The organism is Rubrivivax soli, assembly GCF_049810355.1.
GTDB lineage: Bacteria > Pseudomonadota > Gammaproteobacteria > Burkholderiales > Burkholderiaceae_C > Rubrivivax.
In genome coordinates, this window is sequence record NZ_CP187368.1 from 2,165,222 (window position 1) to 2,181,012 (window position 15,791).

The following is a 15,791-nucleotide window of genomic DNA, read 5'->3' on the forward strand; positions in this document are numbered from 1 at the left end:
ATGAACGCCCCCTTGAACTTCAGCAGCGCCCGCCCCGGCGACGACAGCGACGAACTCGCCCGCGCCGAGCTCTACGGCCTGCTCGCCCGGCTCTGGCTGGCCCCGCCCGACGACGCGCTGATGCAGCAGTTCCGCGTGGCGGTGACGCAGGCCCCCGAACCCGGCGGCCTGCTCGAAGCGGCCTGGGGCACGCTGGTCGCGGCGCTGCGCGCGACCACGGTGGAGGCCGCGGCCGCCGAACACGCGGCGCTGTTCCACGGCGTCGGCAAGCCCGAGGTGTTCGCCTACGGCTCGTTCTACCTCACCGGCTTCCTCAACGAGAAGCCGCTGGCGGTGCTGCGCAGCGACCTGCAGGCGCTGGGCCTGGGCCGCGACGAGCAGGCCATGGAGACCGAGGACCACATCGCCTATGTCTTCGAGGTGATGCGCTACCTGATCGCCGGCGACGACCTGGCGGTGTGCAACCTGGAGCAGCAGCGCCGCTTCTTCCGCGCCCACGTGCAGCCCTGGGTGGAACTGCTGTGCGACGCCACCGAGGCCCACCCGCTGGCGCAGACCTGGCGCGCGGTGGCCGGCTTCACGCGCAGCTTCGTGCAGGTCGAGACACAGGCCTTCGACATGCTGGAGACCTGATGCCCGCCACCATCGCACCCGCAGACATCACCGGCCTGGTGCTGGCCGGCGGCCGCGGCAGCCGCATGGGCGGCGTCGACAAGGGGCTGCAGAACCACCAGGGCCTGCCGCTGGCCATGCACGCGCTGCTGCGCCTGCAGCTGCAGGTGGGACAGGTCATGATCAACGCCAACCGCAACCTCAGCGCCTACGAGGCCATGGGCGTGCCCGTGTGGCCCGATCCGCTGCCCGACCACCCGGGTCCGCTGGCCGGCCTGCTGGCCGGGCTGGAACACTGCGAGACCCCGTGGCTCGTGACGGTGCCCTGCGACACGCCGCTGTTCCCCGACGACCTGGTGGCGCGCCTGGCGCAGGCGGCGGCCGACGAGGACGCCGAGATCGCGATGGCCGCCACGGTGGAGGACGGCCGCACGCAGGTGCAGCCGGTGTTCAGCCTGCTGCGCGCCGAGCTGCTGGAAAGCCTGGTGGCCTACCTGCACGCGGGCGAACGCAAGATCGACCGCTGGACGGCGCGCCACCGCGTCGCCACCGTGGTGTTCGACGATGCCGGCGCGTTCTTCAACGCCAACACCGCGGCGGAGCTGCAGGAACTGCAGCGCGCGCGCCGCTGAAGCCGCTCACATCCCGGCGTTCGGGAAGAAGAGCTGCTCGCCGCCGATCTTGTAGGCGGCGATCGCGGCCTGGCCCGCGGGCGAGACGATCCAGTCGGCGAACCGCTGCGCCTGCGCCAGCTTCACGTGGGCGTGCCGGGCCGGGTGCACCACCATCACGCCGTACTGGTTGAACAGGCGCCGGTCGCCTTCCACCAGCACGGCGAGCTCGCCGCGGTTCCTGAAGTTGAGCCAGGTGCCGCGGTCGGTGAGCACGTAGCCGTTCAGCGACGACGCCATGTTCAGCGCCGGGCCCATGCCGCAGCCGCACTCCTTGTAGCCCGCGGGCTTGGCGGCGGCCACGTCGATGCCGGCGGCCTTCCAGTAGCGCAGCTCGGCGGCGTGCGTGCCGCTCTTGTCGCCGCGCGACACGAAGGGCACGCCGGCCGCGGCCACCTTCTTCAGCGCCGCGGTGACGTCCTTGCCGCGGGTGGCGGCCGGATCGGCCTTCGGGCCGACGACGATGAAGTCGTTGTACATCACGGGCAGGCGCTTCAGGCCGAAGCCTTCGGCGACGAACTTCTCCTCGGCCACCTGGTCGTGCACGAAGACGACGTCGGCATCGCCGCGGCGCGCGGTGTCCAGCGCCTGACCGGTGCCGAGTGCGACCACGCGCACGTCGATGCCGGTGGCCTGCTTGAACGCCGGCAGCAGGTGCGCGAACAGGCCCGACTGCTCGGTCGAGGTGGTGGAGGCCATCACGATGAAGCTGCCCTGGGCCAGGGCGGACGGCAGCGGCACGGCGCCCAGCAGGGCGGCGAAGAAGGTGGCAAGCAGCGGACGGCGGGTCATGGTGCGGTGAGGTCCTGGGGATTCGAAGGTGCAGCCGTGGTCGTGGTGTCGGGTGCAACGGTCCGGGCCGTCAGGCGGCGACGGCCTCGGCACGCCGCAGCCGCACGGCGCAGAACTTGAACTCCGGGATTTTCGCCACCGGATCCAGCGCCGCGTGGGTGAGCTTGTTGATGGCCGCCTCGGCCCAGCAGAACGCCACGAAGACGCTGCCGCGCGGCGTGCTGGCGTCGGCACGCGCCCACAGCGCCACTTCGCCACGGCGAGTCTGCAGCGTGATGCGCTCGCCCGGAGCGATGCCTTGCGCGGCCAGTTCCTCGGGGTGCAGCAGGGCGACGGGCTCGGGCTCGATGGCGTGCAGCGCCGCCGAGCGCCGCGTCATGCTGCCGGTGTGCCAGTGCTCGAGCTGCCGGCCCGTGATCAGCACCAGCGGGTACTCGGCATCGGGCTGCTCGGCCGCGGGCACCAGGCCGGCCGGCACGAAGCGCGCCCGGCCGTCGGCCGTCGGGAAGTGGTCGGTGAAGACCACCGCCTCGCCGGCGTCGCCTTCGTGCAGGCACGGATAGGTGACGGCACCGTCGCGCTGCAGGCGCGCCCAGGTGATGCCGGCGATGCTGGGCATCGTGTGGCGCATCTCGTCGAAGACGGCGGCGACCACGGCCGCGCCGCCGTCGGCACCATCGGTGCCGTACCCCGACCAGTCCAGGCCCAGGTGCGCGGCCAGCTGCTGCAGGATCCACAGGTCCTGCCGCGCCTGCCCCGGCAGCGGCAGGACCGGGCGCCCCAGCTGCACGGTGCGGTCGGTGTTGGTGAAGCTGCCCCACTTCTCGGCGAAGGCCGAGGCCGGCAGCACCACGTCGGCCAGCATCGCGGTCTCGGTGAGGAAGATGTCCTGCACCACCAGCATCTCCAGCGAGGCCAGCGCGGCGCGCGCGTGGTCGACGTCGGGGTCGCTCATCGCCGGGTTCTCGCCCTGGATGAACATGCCGCGCACGTCGCCGCGGCGCGCCGCGTGCATGACCTCGACCACCGTGAGGCCGGGCGTGGCGTCGAGCCGCGCCGCCGGCACGCCCCAGGCCTGCGCGAAGCGCTGCCGGGCCGCGGCGTCGTCGACGCGCTGGTAGTCGGGGTACATCATCGGGATCAGCCCGGCGTCCGACGCGCCCTGGACGTTGTTCTGCCCGCGCAGCGGGTGCAGCCCGGTGCCGGGGCGGCCGATCTGCCCGGTGGCCAGCGCCAGCGCGATCAGGCAGCGGGCGTTGTCGGTGCCGTGCACGTGCTGGCTGACACCCATGCCCCACAGGATCATCGCGCTGCGCGCCGTGGCGTACAGCCGCGCCACGGTGCGGATGGTGGCGGCGTCGATGCCGCACACCGGCGCCATGCGCTCGGGGCTGTAGGCGCGCAGGTTCTCGGCGAACGCCTCGAAGCCGCTCGTGCGCGTGGCGACGAAGTCGCGGTGCACCAGCCCTTCCTCGACGATGGTGTGCAGCAGCGCGTTCAGCAGCGCCACGTCGGCGCCGGGGCGGAACTGCAGCGTGTGCGTGGCGATGCGCGCCAGCTCGTTGCGCCGCGGGTCCATCAGCACCAGCTGCGTGCCGCGTTCCACCGCATTCTTGATCCACGTCGCGGCGACCGGGTGGTTCACGGTGGGGTTGGCGCCGATGACGATGACGACCTCGGCCTGCAGCACGTCCTTCACCGGGTTGCTGACCGCGCCCGAGCCGATGCCTTCCAGCAGCGCCGCCACGCTGGAGGCGTGGCACAGCCGCGTGCAGTGGTCGACGTTGTTGCTGCCGAAGCCCAGCCGCACCAGCTTCTGGAACAGGTAGGCCTCTTCGTTGCTGCCCTTGGCCGAGCCGAAGCCGGCGAGCGCCCGGCCGCCGTGCGTGTCGCGGATCCGCCGCAGCGCGCCGCCGGCCAGCGCCAGGGCTTCGTCCCAGGTGGCCTCGCGGAACTGCGCGCGCGCCTCGGCCGGCGTGCAGTCGGTGCGCTTGGGCACGCCCGCACGGCGCACCAGCGGCACGGTCAGGCGTTCGGGGTGGCGCACGTAGTCGAAGCCCGAGCGGCCCTTCACGCACAGGCGGCCGGCGTTGGCCGGGCCGTCGCGGCCCTGCACCTGCACGATGGCGTCACCCTTGACGTGGTAGGTGGTCTGGCAACCCACGCCGCAGTACGGGCACAGCGAATCGACGCTGCGGTCGGGCTGCACCCGCGAGCCGCCGCCGGCCGTGCTGAGCGCGCCCGTGGGGCAGGCCTGCACGCATTCGCCGCAGCCCACGCAGCTGCTGGTGCCCAGCGGGTCGCCCATGTCGAAGACGATCTGCGCGCGGCCGCCGCGGTAGGCCAGGCCGATGACGTCGTTGCCCTGCGCGTCGCGGCAGGCGCGCAGGCAGCGCGTGCACTGGATGCAGGCATCCATGTTGACGTGGATGGCCGGGTGCGAGCTGTCGCCGGCCACCGCGGGCCGCGCCGGCCAGCGGGTGGCACCGGCGTCCACCTGCAGCGCCGTCGACCACGCGCGCAGCTCGTCGTCGCGCGAGAGCGCGGCCTCGGGCATGTCGGCCTGCAGCAGTTCCAGCACCAGGCGCTGCGCCGTGCGGGCCCGCGGGCTGGCCGTCTGCACCACCATGCCGGGCTGTGGCGTGCGGCAGCACGACGCCGCCAGCGTGCGTTCGCCCGCCACTTCCACCACGCAGGCGCGGCAGTTGCCGGCCGGCGCGAGGCCGGGCGTGTGGCACAGGCGCGGCACCGCCACGCCCATGCGGTCGGCCACGTCGAGCAAGGTCTCGCCGGGGGCGGCCGTGGCGCTGCGGCCGTCGAGCGTGAAGCTGCACTCAGCCATGGCCCACCTCGTGCGGGAAATGGCGCAGCACGCAGTCCACCGGGTTCGGCGCCGCCTGGCCCAGGCCGCAGATGGAGGCGTCGCGCATCACCTGCGACAGCTCGGCCAGCAGCGCCGCGTCCCACTGCGGCGATGCCATCAGCGCCCGCGCCTTGGCCGTGCCGGCACGGCAGGGCGTGCACTGGCCGCAGCTCTCGTCTTCGAAGAAGCGCATCGTGTGGCGCGCCGCATCGGCGGCACGGTCGGCCTGCGACAGCACGACGACCGCGGCCGAGCCGATGAAGCAGCCGTGCGGCTGCAGCGTGTCGAAGTCGAGCGGCACGTCGGCCAGCGACGCCGGCAGGATGCCGCCCGACGCCCCACCGGGCAGGTAGGCGTACAGCGTGTGGCCGTCGGCCATGCCGCCGCAGAACTCGTCGACCAGTTCGCGCAGCGTGATGCCCGCCGGCGCCAGCTTCACGCCGGGTTCGCGCACGCGGCCCGAGACCGAGAAGCGCCGCAGCCCCCGACGCCCGTGGCGGCCGTGCGCGCTGAACGCGGCAGGTCCCTGTTCCACCAGCTCGCGCACCCAGTACAGCGTCTCGAAGTTGTGCTGCAGCGTCGGCCGGCCGAACAGGCCCACCTGCGCGACGAACGGCGGGCGCAGCCGCGGCAGGCCGCGCCTGCCTTCGATCGACTCGATCATGGCCGACTCCTCGCCGCAGATGTAGGCACCGGCGCCGCGCCGCAGTGCGATCGGCGGCAGGCCGGGCACGGGCGGCGCGGCCTGCAGGTCGGCCAGCGCCTGCTGCAGCAGCGCACGCGGGCCGTGGTATTCGTCGCGCAGGTAGATGTAGACCGCGTCGACGCCGACCACGTGCGCCGCCACCAGCATGCCTTCCAGGAAGCGGTGCGGGTCGCGTTCGAGCAGCCAGCGGTCCTTGAAGGTGCCGGGCTCGCCTTCGTCGATGTTCACGGCCATCAGCCGGGGCGCCGGCTGCGCGCGCACGATGCGCCACTTGCGCCCGGCCGGGAAGCCGGCTCCGCCGAGGCCGCGCAGGCCGGCGTCGTCCATCACCTGCAGCACGCTCTCGGCGCTGCGCGCGCCGCTGTGCAGGTCGCGCAGCAGCGTGTAGCCGCCCGCGGCCAGGTAGTCGGCGAGGCCGGTGCCCGCGGGCACGGGCGCCAGGCGCAGCCCGCCCTGCACCGCCGCCTGCACGGCCTGCGGCGTGGCGCGGGCCAGCGGGTGCTGGTGCACCACGGCGGCCGGCGCCTGCTCGCAGCGGCCCACGCAGGGCGCGCCCAGCACGCGCACGCCCGGCCCCAGCAGCGCCGGCAGCGTGTGCAGCAGCGCCGCCGCGCCGGCCAGCTGGCAGCTCAGGCCGTCGCACACGCGCACCGTGACGGCCGGGGCGTCGGGCACGGCACCGTCGGCATCTTCGTGCACCACGTCGAAGTGGTGGTAGAAGCTCGCGACCTCGAACACCTCGGCCTGCGCCAGCCGCAGGCACTGCGCCAGCGCCGCCAGGTGCGGCGTGCCGAGCTGGCCGAAACGGTCCTGGATGCGGTGCAGGTACTCGATGAGCAGCTCGCGCCGCGGCGCTTCGGTGCCCAGCAGGGCCTGCACCTCGGCCAGGGCCTGCGGCTGCACCTGGCGGCCCTTGGGCGCCTGGCGCTTGCGCTGCTGCACGGCCGTCGGCGCGGCCACGGCGATGGGGATCACGGGAGGTTGCATGCGCGGCTCGGTGGCGAAGCGCTCACTATCGCGCCGGGCGCAGCGCGCGTCCAATGGGTTCGTTGAACCGGTCGATTCAGGGCCGTGATGGACCGGCACCCAGCTGCCCGCCCAACTGACCGCTGTGCGCGGCCACGTCGGCCAGCCAGGCCGCGTCGGCCGCCAGCCGCAGCGCGGCCTGCAGCGCGCGCGACGGCCGGGCCGCGGCGCTGCCCATGAAGCCGATCGGCGTGCGCAGCGCAGGGCCGGTGAGCGGGCGCGCCAGCAGCGCCGCCGGCCCGTCGAGCGTGGCCACCAGCGCGCCGGGCAGCACCGCCGCCAGCGCGCCCTGCTGCACTGCCAGCAGCAGCGCGAACACCGAGTTGGTCTCGAACGCCGGCTGCACCTGCAGGCCACATTGCGCGAACACGGCGTCGAGCAGCACGCGGTGGTGCATGTCGGGCGTCAGCAGCGCCAGCGGCAAGGCGGCCGCGTCGCTCCAGGCCGCGGGCGGGCCGAACTGCAGGCCGGGTGGTTCCGCACCGTCTCGCCGCTGCAGCAGGTGGACCTGCTCCACGTACTGCGGCCACACCTGCAGCCGGGCCCGCAGCGGTGGCGCCGGCCGTTCGGTGTAGCCCAGGCCGAGGTCGATGGCCAGCGTGTCCAGCCCGGTCTCGATCTCCTGCGACGACAGCGAACGCAGCTCGGGCCGCAGCCCCGGGTGGCGCGCCGCCAGCTGCGCCGCGAAGCGCGCGGCGATCGGCAGCGCGGTCGGCACCACGCCCAGCACCAGCCGGCCCTGCGGCTGCTCGGCACTGCCGCGCAGCGCCTGCTGCAGCAGTTCCTGTTCGCGCAGCACGCGGTGCGCGGTGGCCAGCACCTGCGCGCCTTCGGCGGTCAGACCCTCGTACTGCCGGCCGCGGCGCACGATGGCCACGTCCAGGTGCGTCTCCAGCGCGCGCAGCGCGTTGCTCAGGGCCGGCTGCGTGATGTGGCAGGCCGCTGCGGCACGGCCGAAGTGCCGGTGCTGTTCCAGCGCCGCGAGGTAGCGGTAGGCGTCGATGAGGTTCACCACAGAAGCTTAAACTGCGCGCCTCCCATGTCGACCCCTGCCATCGCCGACGCCACCACCTCGCTGCCCGAGCTGTGGCCGCTGGCCACCGTGCTGGTGGTGGACGACGAGCCCGGCATGCGCAACTTCCTGATCAAGGCGCTGCAGCCGCGCGTGGGCCAGGTGCTGGCCGCCGCCAGCGCCGAGGAAGCCGAAGGCCTGCTGCAGCGCCACCGCTGCGACCTGGTGGTGCTGGACATCACGCTGCCGGGCAAGAGCGGCATCACGCTGCTGCGCGAGCTGCGCGCGCAGGGCAACGCCTGCGAGGTGGTGCTGATCACCGCCTTCGCCGACCTCGACACCGCCATCGAAGCCCTGCGCGCCGGCGCCGGCGACCTGCTGCTCAAGCCCTTCCGCGTGACGCAGGTGCTGTCTGCCTTCAAGCAGGCGCTCGAGCGCGCGCGGCTGAAGCGCGAGAACTGGGTGCTGCGCCGCGCGCTGTCGCAGCGCACGCCGCCGGCCGACGGGCTGGTGGGCAGCTCGATCGCCATCCGCGGCCTGCAGACGGCGCTGCGGCGCGTGGCCGCGGTCGACAGCACGGTGCTGCTGACGGGCGAGTCGGGCACCGGCAAGGAGCTCGCCGCGCAGGCGCTGCACGCGCTGAGCCCGTTCGCCGCCGCGCCCTTCGTGCCGGTGAACTGCGCCACGCTGTCGCCGGCGCTGATCGAGACCGAGCTCTTCGGCCAGGGCGGCCCGCAGCCGCGCGACGGGCTGTTCGTCTACGCACAGGGCGGCACGCTGTTCCTCGACGAGATCGGCGAGCTGCCGCTGGCGCTGCAGGCCACGCTGCTGCGTGCGCTGGAAGGCCGCCGCATCCGCCCCGTGGGCACCGAGCAGGAAGTGCCGGTGAACCTGCGCATCGTGGCCGCCAGCAACCGCCCGCTGCTGCCCGAGGTGGAAGCCGGCCGCTTCCGCAAGGACCTGTACTACCGGCTGCAGGTGGTGGAGATCACGCTGCCGCCGCTGCGATCGCACAAGGAAGACATCCCCGAGCTGGTGGCGCACTTCATCGGCACGCTGGCGCCGCAACTCGGCGTGGCGCCGATCGAGGTCACGCCCGAGGAGATGGGCTACCTGCGCGAGTACGACTGGCCCGGCAACGTGCGCGAGCTGCGCAACCTGATCGAGCGTTCGCTGATCGTCGGCGCGCTCAACGTCTCGGCGCTGTACCAGGGGCTGTCGCGCACGCGGCCGCAGGCGCCGATGGTGCCGCGCGGGCCGGTGGACCTGCACACGCGCGAGAAGCAGCACATCCTGGCCGTGCTGGCCAGCGTGGACGGCGACAAGACACGCGCTGCGCAGTTGCTGGGCATCTCGCGGCGCACGCTGGAGCGCCGCGTGGCCGAGTGGGGCGGAGCAGAGGCATCTTGAGCGCGCGGGCCGAGCGCCGGGCGGCGCCCGCCTCGGGCAGGAGGCGCCGGTGACGCTCAGAAGCAAGCTGCTGGCGATGGTGCTGCTGCCGCTGGTCGTGGTGCTGCCGCTGCTGGGCCTGCTGCTGCTCTTCTGGAGCAACGCCGCCTTCGACCGGCTGCTGATCACCAAGGTGCAGGCCGACCTGGCGGTGGCCAACGGCTACTTCGAGCGCGTGCTGGGCGAGGTCGGCGCGGGCACCGCGGCCATCGCCGATTCGCACGCGCTGCACCTGGCGCTGGCCGACCCGCGCGCCGACATCGTGCCGCTGCTGCGGCGCTTCAAGACCGCGCAGCTGCTGGACTTCGTGAACCTGCGTGCGCCCGACGGCACGCTGCGCTTCACGGACAGCGGCCCGCCTGCCCGCACCGACGCCCGCTCGCCGGCCTTCGGTGCGGTGAACAACCGCGCACGCAGCGGCATCGAGGTGCTGCAGCCGGCGGAACTGGCGCTGCTGGCACCGGCGCTGCGCGAGCGCGTGGCGGTGCCGCTGCTGCCGACGCTGAACGCACAGCCGACGCCGCGCACGCAGGAAGACCGCGCGATGGTGCTGCTGTCCACGCACGCCGTGCGCGCGCCCGATGGCCGCCTGCTGGGCCACGTGCAGGGCGGCGTGCTGCTCAACCGCAACCTGCCTTTCATCGACCACATCAACGAGATCGTCTACCCGGCGGGCTCGCTGCCCTTCGCCGACTGGGGCAGCCAGGGCACGGCGACGCTGTTCCTGGACGACGTGCGCATCAGCACCAACGTGCGGCTGTTCGGCGGCGCCGACGACGCACGCGACGAACGCGCCATCGGCACGCGGGTGTCGGCCACCGTGCGCGAGGCGGTGCTTGCGCGCGGCAGCACCTGGCTGGACCGCGCCTTCGTCGTCAACGACTGGTACGTCTCGGCCTACCAGCCGCTGGCCGACGGCCAGGGGCGGCGCATCGGCATGCTGTACGTGGGCTTCCTGGAGCGCCCCTTCACGTGGCTGAAGTACGGCGCGCTGGCGAGCATCGGTGCCATCTTCTTCGCCGTGATGCTGGGCGCGGCGGTGGTGTCGCTGCGCTGGGCGCGCGCGATCTTCAGCCCGATCGAGCGCATGGACGCGACGATGCGGCGCGTGGAGGGCGGTGCGCTGGATGCACGCGTGGGCGAGATGCGGCGCGACGACGAGATCGGCCGCCTGGCGCACCATCTCGACGAACTGCTGGCGACACTGCAGCGCTGGAACACCGAGCTCGACCGCAAGGTGGCCGAGCGCACGCAGCAGCTGGAGGACACGCAGGCGCAGTTGGTGCGCAGCGAGAAGCTGGCCACCGTGGGGCAGCTCACGGCCAGCATCGCGCACGAGGTGAACAACCCGATCGCGGTGATCCAGGGCAACCTCGACATGGTGCGCGAGCTGCTGCCGCCGGGGGCCGCTGCCAGCGTCGGCACCGAGCTGCGGCTGGTGGACGAGCAGATCGAACGCATGCGGCTCATCGTGACGCGGCTGCTGCAGTTCGCCCGGCCCAACGACTTTGCCGGCTACGTCGAGACGCTGGACCCGGTGCCGGTGCTGGAGGACAGCCTGGTGCTGGTGCAGCACCTGCTGGCGCGCAGCGGCATCACGGTGCAGCGCGCGCTGCAGCCCACGCTGGCCGTGGACGCCAACCGCCAGGAACTGCAGCAGGTGCTGGTGAACCTGCTCGTGAACGCCGTGCAGGCCATGCCGGGCGGCGGCACGCTGGGCCTGGCCAGCCGCGACGTGGACGGCTGGGTCGAGCTGACCGTCACCGACACCGGCGCCGGGGTGCCGCCCGCACTGCTGCCGCAGCTGTTCCAGCCCTTCGTCACGCGCAAGACCGAGGGCACGGGCCTGGGCCTGTGGATCAGCCGCAGCATCGTCGAACGCTACGGAGGCACCATCGTTGCCGCCAACCGGCCCCAGGACGATGGCGGCGGCGCGGCGTTCAGCGTGCGGCTGCGCGCCGCCGAATGAACGGCGGCGCCGGGCGCGCGCGTCAGTGGCCGCTGCGGATCAGGTGGTCGAAGGCCGACAGCGCCGCCTTCGCGCCTTCGCCGGCGGCGATGATGATCTGCTTGTACGGCACCGTGGTCGCGTCGCCCGCGGCGAACACGCCCGGCACGTTGGTCGCACCCTTGGCGTCGACGATGATCTCGCCGTAGCGGCTGAGCTCGACCGTGCCCTTCAGGAACTCGGTGTTGGGCACCAGGCCGATCTGCACGAACACGCCGGCCAGCGGCAGGCGGTGTTCGCTGCCGTCGGCGCGGTTCTTGAACACCAGGCCGTTCACCTTCTGCCCGTCGCCGGTGATCTCGGTGGTCTGCGCGTTGGTGTGGATGTCGACGTTGGGCAGGCTCTTGAGCTTGTTCACGAGCACGGCGTCGGCCTTCAGCTGGTCGGCGAACTCGACCACGGTGACGTGTTCCACCACGCCGGCCAGGTCGATGGCGGCTTCGACGCCCGAATTGCCGCCGCCGATGACCGCGACCTTCTTGCCCTTGAACAGCGGGCCGTCGCAGTGCGGGCAGTAGGCCACGCCCTTGTTGCGGTACTCGGCTTCGCCGGGCACGTTGACGTTCTTCCAGCGCGCGCCGGTGCTGAGCACGACGCTGCGGCCCTGCAGCTGCGCGCCGTTGTCCAGCGTCACGGTGATGGCGCCGCCGGGCCGCGCCGCGGGTTCGAGGCCGGCCACGCGCTGGCCGTTCATGATGTCGACGTCGTAGGCGCGGGCATGTGCCTCCAGCGCCGCGGCGAACTTCGGGCCCTGCGTCTCCAGCACCGAGATGTAGTTCTCGATGCCCAGCGTGTCCAGCGTCTGGCCGCCGAAGCGCTCGGCGACGATGCCGGTCTTGATGCCCTTGCGCGCGGCGTACACCGCGGCCGCGGCGCCGGCCGGGCCGCCACCGACGATCAGCACGTCGAACACGTCCTTCTGCGCCAGCTTGGCGGCGTCGCGGGCAGCGGCGCCGGTGTCGACCTTCTTCAGGACGTCGGCGATCTCCATGCGGCCCGAGCCGAACGGCGCGCCGTTCAGGAACACGCTGGGCACCGCCATGATCTGGCGCTCTTCGACTTCCTTCTGGAACAGGCCGCCGTCGATGGCCACGGCGCGCACACGCGGGTTCAGCACCGCCATCAGGTGCATCGCCTGCACGACGTCGGGGCAGTTGTGGCAGGTCAGGCTCATCCAGGTGTCGAAGGCGAAGTCGCCTTCCAGCGCCTGGATCTGCTCGATCACTTCGGCCTCCACCTTCGGCGGGTGGCCGCCGGCCCACAGCAGCGCCAGCACCAGCGAGGTGAACTCGTGGCCCATCGGCACGGCGGCGAAGTGCACGCCCATGTCGTGGCCGACGCGGGTGATCTGGAACGACGGACGGCGCTCGAAGGTGCCGTCGAAGCGGGCCGTGATCTTGTCCGGCGCGACGGCGGCGATCTCGGTGACGAGTTCGCGGATCTCGGCCGCGGCGGCCGAGTCGTCCAGGCTCGCGATCAGCGCGACGGGCTGGCTGATGCGCTCGAAGTAGCTGGCGAGCTGGGCCTGGGTGGTGCTGTCGAGCATGGCGGGGTCCTCGTTCAGGGTTGCATGGGGCGAGCCGGATCCGGCCCTGTCGACAGCACCCGAGGCCGCGCGGCGTTCAGGGTGTTGTCGACGGGGCCCGAAGGATCCCGGCCGAGGCCGGGAGACGGGCAGCGACCGGCGCCAGGCCGGCCGCGGTGGACGGCAAGGCCTTAGATCTTGCCGACCAGGTCCAGCGACGGTGCCAGGGTCTTGGCGCCTTCGTTCCACTTGGCCGGGCACACCTGGCCGGGGTTGGCGGCGGTGTACTGGGCGGCCTTCAGCTTGCGCACGGTCTCGGCGACGTCGCGGGCGATCTCGTTCGAGTGGATCTCGGCCGTCTTGATGACGCCGTCGGGGTTGACGATGAAGGTGCCGCGCAGCGCCAGGCCTTCTTCGGCGATGTGCACGCCGAAGGCGTTCGTCAGCGTGTGGGTGGGGTCGCCCACCAGCGGGAACTTGGCCTTGCCCACTGCCGGGCTGGTCTCGTGCCACACCTTGTGCGAGAAGTGCGTGTCGGTCGTGACGATGTAGACCTCGGCGCCCATCTTCTGGAAGGCGGCGTAGTGCTCTGCCGCGTCCTCGATCTCGGTCGGGCAGTTGAAGGTGAAGGCCGCCGGCATGAAGATCAGCACGGACCACTTGCCCTTCAGGCTGGCGTCGCTGACTTCGATGAACTCGCCCTTGCCCGCGCGGTTGACGAAGGCGGTGGTCTTGAACGGCTGGATCTGGGTGTTGATCAGGGACATGGTGTCGATTCCTTGGAAGGGTGGAAGAACGTCGGGACAACGCGATGAAGTGAATTATGGTTGCGGCGCAGCATTTGCCAGATTGATTGCATTGAAGTCGACGATCGCATTTACCTATTGATTGACCCTGACCCTGTACGCGGCGGCGCGACGCGGCGCATACTGGGCCTGGAGGGTTCCACGACGCGGGGCAGGAACCATGATCTCGATGCAAGGGGTGCCTTCGGCACTGATCCTCAGAAACGAGTCCTGGGTGCGGCAGCAGGCGGCCCAGCTGGTGCGGCGCGTGCCGGCCAATGTGGAGAAGGCCGACCTGATCCAGGTCGGGCTCATCGCCGTGGCGCAGGCCGCGCTGGGCTTCGAGTGGGAAGGCGACCGCGACAGCGAGGACGCGCGCGAGGCCTTCGTGCGCTATGCACGGCAGCGCGTGCATGGCGCCATGCTCGACGAACTGCGGCAGATGGACAACCTCAGCCGCGACCAGCGGCGCAAGGTGAAGCTGGTGCAGGTGGCGCGCGAACGCTGGCGTGCCAGCCATGCCGAAGCCTCGACCGCGGCCGACATCAGCCCGCTGTGCGGCTTGAGCGTCGACGAGATCTATCGGCTGGAAGCCGATGCGCAGGCCAGCCAGGCAGCCCACGCCGCCGAGCCCGATGCCGCCGACGACGGCGCACCGCGGCACGAGGCGGCCACGCCGCAGGACGAGGTCGAGGCCCGCGTCGACACGGCGCTGCTGATGCGGCGCCTGGAAAGCTTCTTCGCCAAGCTGCCCCCGCGCGAACGGCAGGTGATCGACGCCTACCTGGGCATCGGGCTGTCGCCGGTGGCCCTGGCCGAGGAGTGGCAGCTGAGCCCGACCCGCGTGTCGCAGATGTTCCGCTCGCTGTGCGACCGCATCGGCGTGCATCTGGGGCACACGCCGCAGCGGTCCACCGACCGCGCGCACATCGACGGCCGCGCCGCATTCGACAACCTCGTGCGTCAGCGCGAGACCGAGCTGGCCGACCCGCGCGCCGGCGCTGCCTGGAGCGAAACGCTGGAGAAGCTGTTCACGCCCGGCGCCGACGGCACGACCGCCAGCAGCACGCTGCAGTCCGGCGACACCCCGCTGCGCGTGGACGCCAACACGCGCTGGGGATAGCGGCCGCCCCGGCCGGCGCCGCGGCGCGGGCAGTCAGGTCGTCTTCGAGACCGTGATGGTCGGGAACTTGGCCGAGAAGTCCTTGGCCTTCTGGGCGATCTTCACGGCCACCGTGCGTGCCACGGCCTTGTACAGGCCCGCGATCTCCCCATCGGGGTCGGCGACCACGGTGGGCCGGCCGCTGTCGGCCTGCTCGCGGATGCTCATCGCCAGCGGCAGCGCACCCAGGTAGTCCACGCCGTATTCGGCCGCCATCTTCTTGCCGCCGTCGGCGCCGAAGACGTGTTCGACGTGGCCGCAGTTCGAGCACACGTGCACGGCCATGTTCTCGACGATGCCCAGGATGGGCACGCCCACCTTCTCGAACATCTTCAGGCCCTTCTTGGCGTCGAGCAGGGCGATGTCCTGCGGCGTCGTCACGATGACGGCACCGGTCAGCGGCACGCGCTGGCTCAGCGTGAGCGCGATGTCGCCGGTGCCGGGCGGCATGTCGACGATCAGGTAGTCCAGGTCGCGCCAGTTCGTCTGGCGCAGCAGTTGCTCGAGCGCCTGCGTGGCCATCGGGCCGCGCCAGATCATGGCCTGGTCGCCGTCGATCAGGAAGCCGATCGACATGACCTGCACGCCGTAGTTCTCCAGGGCTTCCATCGTCTGACCGTCGGTGCTCTCGGGCCGGCCCTCGATGCCCATCATCATCGGCTGGCTGGGACCGTAGATGTCGGCGTCGAGGATGCCGACGCTGGCGCCTTCGGCGGCCAGGGCCAGCGCCAGGTTGACGCTGGTGGTGCTCTTGCCCACGCCGCCCTTGCCCGATGCGACCGCGATGACGTTCTTCACCTTCGGCAGCAGCTGCACGCCGCGCTGCACCGCATGGCTGACGATCTTCGTCGACAGGTTGACGCTGACGTTCTGCACGCCGGGCAGCGTGCGCGCTGCCGCGATCAGCGCCTTGCGCAGCACGGGGTGCTGGCTCTTGCCGGGGTAGCCGAGCTCGACGTCGAAGGCGATGTCGCCGCCCTCGATGCGCAGGTTGCGCAGCTGCCGGGCGCCGACGAAGTCGCGGCCGGTGTTGGGGTCGATGACGGTTTTCAGCGCTTCGAGCAGCGCGGCTTCGGTGACGGCGGTGGACATGGATTCCTCAGGCTGGAGCGGGCGCGAGTCTACTGCCGCCGCCTGCGCATGCCGCCGACAAGGAAAAAGGGCCGCCCCGATGGGGCGG

Annotated in this window: 12 protein-coding genes; 5 read left to right on the top strand and 7 right to left on the bottom strand. The window is 72.1% G+C overall.

The window, feature by feature from the left end:
* Both ACPOLB_RS09820 and mobA read left to right on the top strand, forming a co-directional pair.
* Positions 1-633 carry a TorD/DmsD family molecular chaperone gene (locus tag ACPOLB_RS09820; protein ID WP_425261161.1) on the top strand — a complete coding sequence of 211 codons (633 nt, stop codon included), beginning with the start codon at positions 1-3 and terminating at the stop codon, positions 631-633.
* A complete protein-coding gene (gene mobA / locus ACPOLB_RS09825; RefSeq protein ID WP_425261162.1) occupies positions 633-1,244 on the top strand; it encodes a molybdenum cofactor guanylyltransferase MobA in 612 nt (203 codons plus the stop codon). The genes ACPOLB_RS09820 and mobA overlap by 1 nt, the downstream gene beginning before the upstream one ends.
* A 6-nt stretch (positions 1,245-1,250) precedes the next feature.
* Here mobA and ACPOLB_RS09830 read toward each other — a convergent pair whose 3' ends face one another.
* From ACPOLB_RS09830 to ACPOLB_RS09845, 4 genes are all read right to left on the bottom strand, one after another.
* Positions 1,251-2,075, bottom strand: a complete 825-nt coding sequence (locus tag ACPOLB_RS09830) for a substrate-binding domain-containing protein (RefSeq protein ID WP_425261163.1) — start codon at positions 2,073-2,075, stop codon at positions 1,251-1,253.
* 70 nt (positions 2,076-2,145) lie between these two features.
* Positions 2,146-4,917 carry a formate dehydrogenase subunit alpha gene (gene fdhF, locus ACPOLB_RS09835; protein ID WP_425261164.1) on the bottom strand — a complete coding sequence of 924 codons (2,772 nt, stop codon included), beginning with the start codon at positions 4,915-4,917 and terminating at the stop codon, positions 2,146-2,148.
* Complete coding sequence (locus ACPOLB_RS09840; RefSeq protein WP_425261165.1) at positions 4,910-6,631, bottom strand: NADH-ubiquinone oxidoreductase-F iron-sulfur binding region domain-containing protein; 1,722 nt, start codon at positions 6,629-6,631, stop codon at positions 4,910-4,912. The genes fdhF and ACPOLB_RS09840 overlap by 8 nt, the downstream gene beginning before the upstream one ends.
* A 76-nt stretch (positions 6,632-6,707) precedes the next feature.
* On the bottom strand, positions 6,708-7,682 hold the full coding sequence (locus tag ACPOLB_RS09845; RefSeq protein ID WP_425261166.1) for a LysR family transcriptional regulator: 975 nt from the start codon (positions 7,680-7,682) through the stop codon (positions 6,708-6,710).
* Positions 7,683-7,709: 27 nt separating this feature from the next.
* On the opposite strand from ACPOLB_RS09845, the gene ACPOLB_RS09850 reads away from it, so the two are divergent.
* Together ACPOLB_RS09850 and ACPOLB_RS09855 are read left to right on the top strand one after the other, a co-directional pair.
* The gene (locus tag ACPOLB_RS09850; protein ID WP_425261167.1) at positions 7,710-9,092 is read left to right on the top strand and encodes a sigma-54-dependent transcriptional regulator; all 1,383 of its coding nucleotides are present in this window, start codon (positions 7,710-7,712) and stop codon (positions 9,090-9,092) included.
* A 49-nt stretch (positions 9,093-9,141) separates the two neighbouring features.
* Positions 9,142-11,100 (top strand): sensor histidine kinase, encoded by a 1,959-nt coding sequence (locus ACPOLB_RS09855; RefSeq protein ID WP_425261168.1) that lies wholly within the window; start codon positions 9,142-9,144, stop codon positions 11,098-11,100.
* Between the two features lie 22 nt (positions 11,101-11,122).
* Here ACPOLB_RS09855 and ahpF read toward each other — a convergent pair whose 3' ends face one another.
* Positions 11,123-12,685, bottom strand: a complete 1,563-nt coding sequence (gene ahpF, locus ACPOLB_RS09860; RefSeq protein WP_425261169.1) for an alkyl hydroperoxide reductase subunit F — start codon at positions 12,683-12,685, stop codon at positions 11,123-11,125.
* A gap of 170 nt (positions 12,686-12,855) precedes the next feature.
* Positions 12,856-13,431 carry an alkyl hydroperoxide reductase subunit C gene (ahpC, locus tag ACPOLB_RS09865; protein ID WP_425261170.1) on the bottom strand — a complete coding sequence of 192 codons (576 nt, stop codon included), beginning with the start codon at positions 13,429-13,431 and terminating at the stop codon, positions 12,856-12,858.
* 208 nt (positions 13,432-13,639) lie between these two features.
* On the opposite strand from ahpC, the gene ACPOLB_RS09870 reads away from it, so the two are divergent.
* Positions 13,640-14,572 carry a sigma-70 family RNA polymerase sigma factor gene (locus ACPOLB_RS09870; protein WP_425261171.1) on the top strand — a complete coding sequence of 311 codons (933 nt, stop codon included), beginning with the start codon at positions 13,640-13,642 and terminating at the stop codon, positions 14,570-14,572.
* A gap of 33 nt (positions 14,573-14,605) precedes the next feature.
* Here ACPOLB_RS09870 and apbC read toward each other — a convergent pair whose 3' ends face one another.
* A complete protein-coding gene (gene apbC, locus ACPOLB_RS09875) occupies positions 14,606-15,703 on the bottom strand; it encodes an iron-sulfur cluster carrier protein ApbC (RefSeq protein ID WP_425261172.1) in 1,098 nt (365 codons plus the stop codon).
* Positions 15,704-15,791 lie beyond the last annotated feature (88 nt).

What these genes read in the sequence shown, in the direction of transcription:
- ACPOLB_RS09820 (WP_425261161.1), top strand. Translation starts at nt 1, where the DNA reads ATGAACGCCCCCTTGAACTTCAGCAGCGCCCGCCCCGGCGACGACAGC.
- mobA (WP_425261162.1), top strand. Translation starts at nt 633, where the DNA reads ATGCCCGCCACCATCGCACCCGCAGACATCACCGGCCTGGTGCTGGCC.
- ACPOLB_RS09830 (WP_425261163.1), bottom strand. Translation starts at nt 2,075, where the DNA reads ATGACCCGCCGTCCGCTGCTTGCCACCTTCTTCGCCGCCCTGCTGGGC.
- fdhF (WP_425261164.1), bottom strand. Translation starts at nt 4,917, where the DNA reads ATGGCTGAGTGCAGCTTCACGCTCGACGGCCGCAGCGCCACGGCCGCC.
- ACPOLB_RS09840 (WP_425261165.1), bottom strand. Translation starts at nt 6,631, where the DNA reads ATGCAACCTCCCGTGATCCCCATCGCCGTGGCCGCGCCGACGGCCGTG.
- ACPOLB_RS09850 (WP_425261167.1), top strand. Translation starts at nt 7,710, where the DNA reads ATGTCGACCCCTGCCATCGCCGACGCCACCACCTCGCTGCCCGAGCTG.
- ahpF (WP_425261169.1), bottom strand. Translation starts at nt 12,685, where the DNA reads ATGCTCGACAGCACCACCCAGGCCCAGCTCGCCAGCTACTTCGAGCGC.
- ahpC (WP_425261170.1), bottom strand. Translation starts at nt 13,431, where the DNA reads ATGTCCCTGATCAACACCCAGATCCAGCCGTTCAAGACCACCGCCTTC.
- ACPOLB_RS09870 (WP_425261171.1), top strand. Translation starts at nt 13,640, where the DNA reads ATGCAAGGGGTGCCTTCGGCACTGATCCTCAGAAACGAGTCCTGGGTG.
- apbC (WP_425261172.1), bottom strand. Translation starts at nt 15,703, where the DNA reads ATGTCCACCGCCGTCACCGAAGCCGCGCTGCTCGAAGCGCTGAAAACC.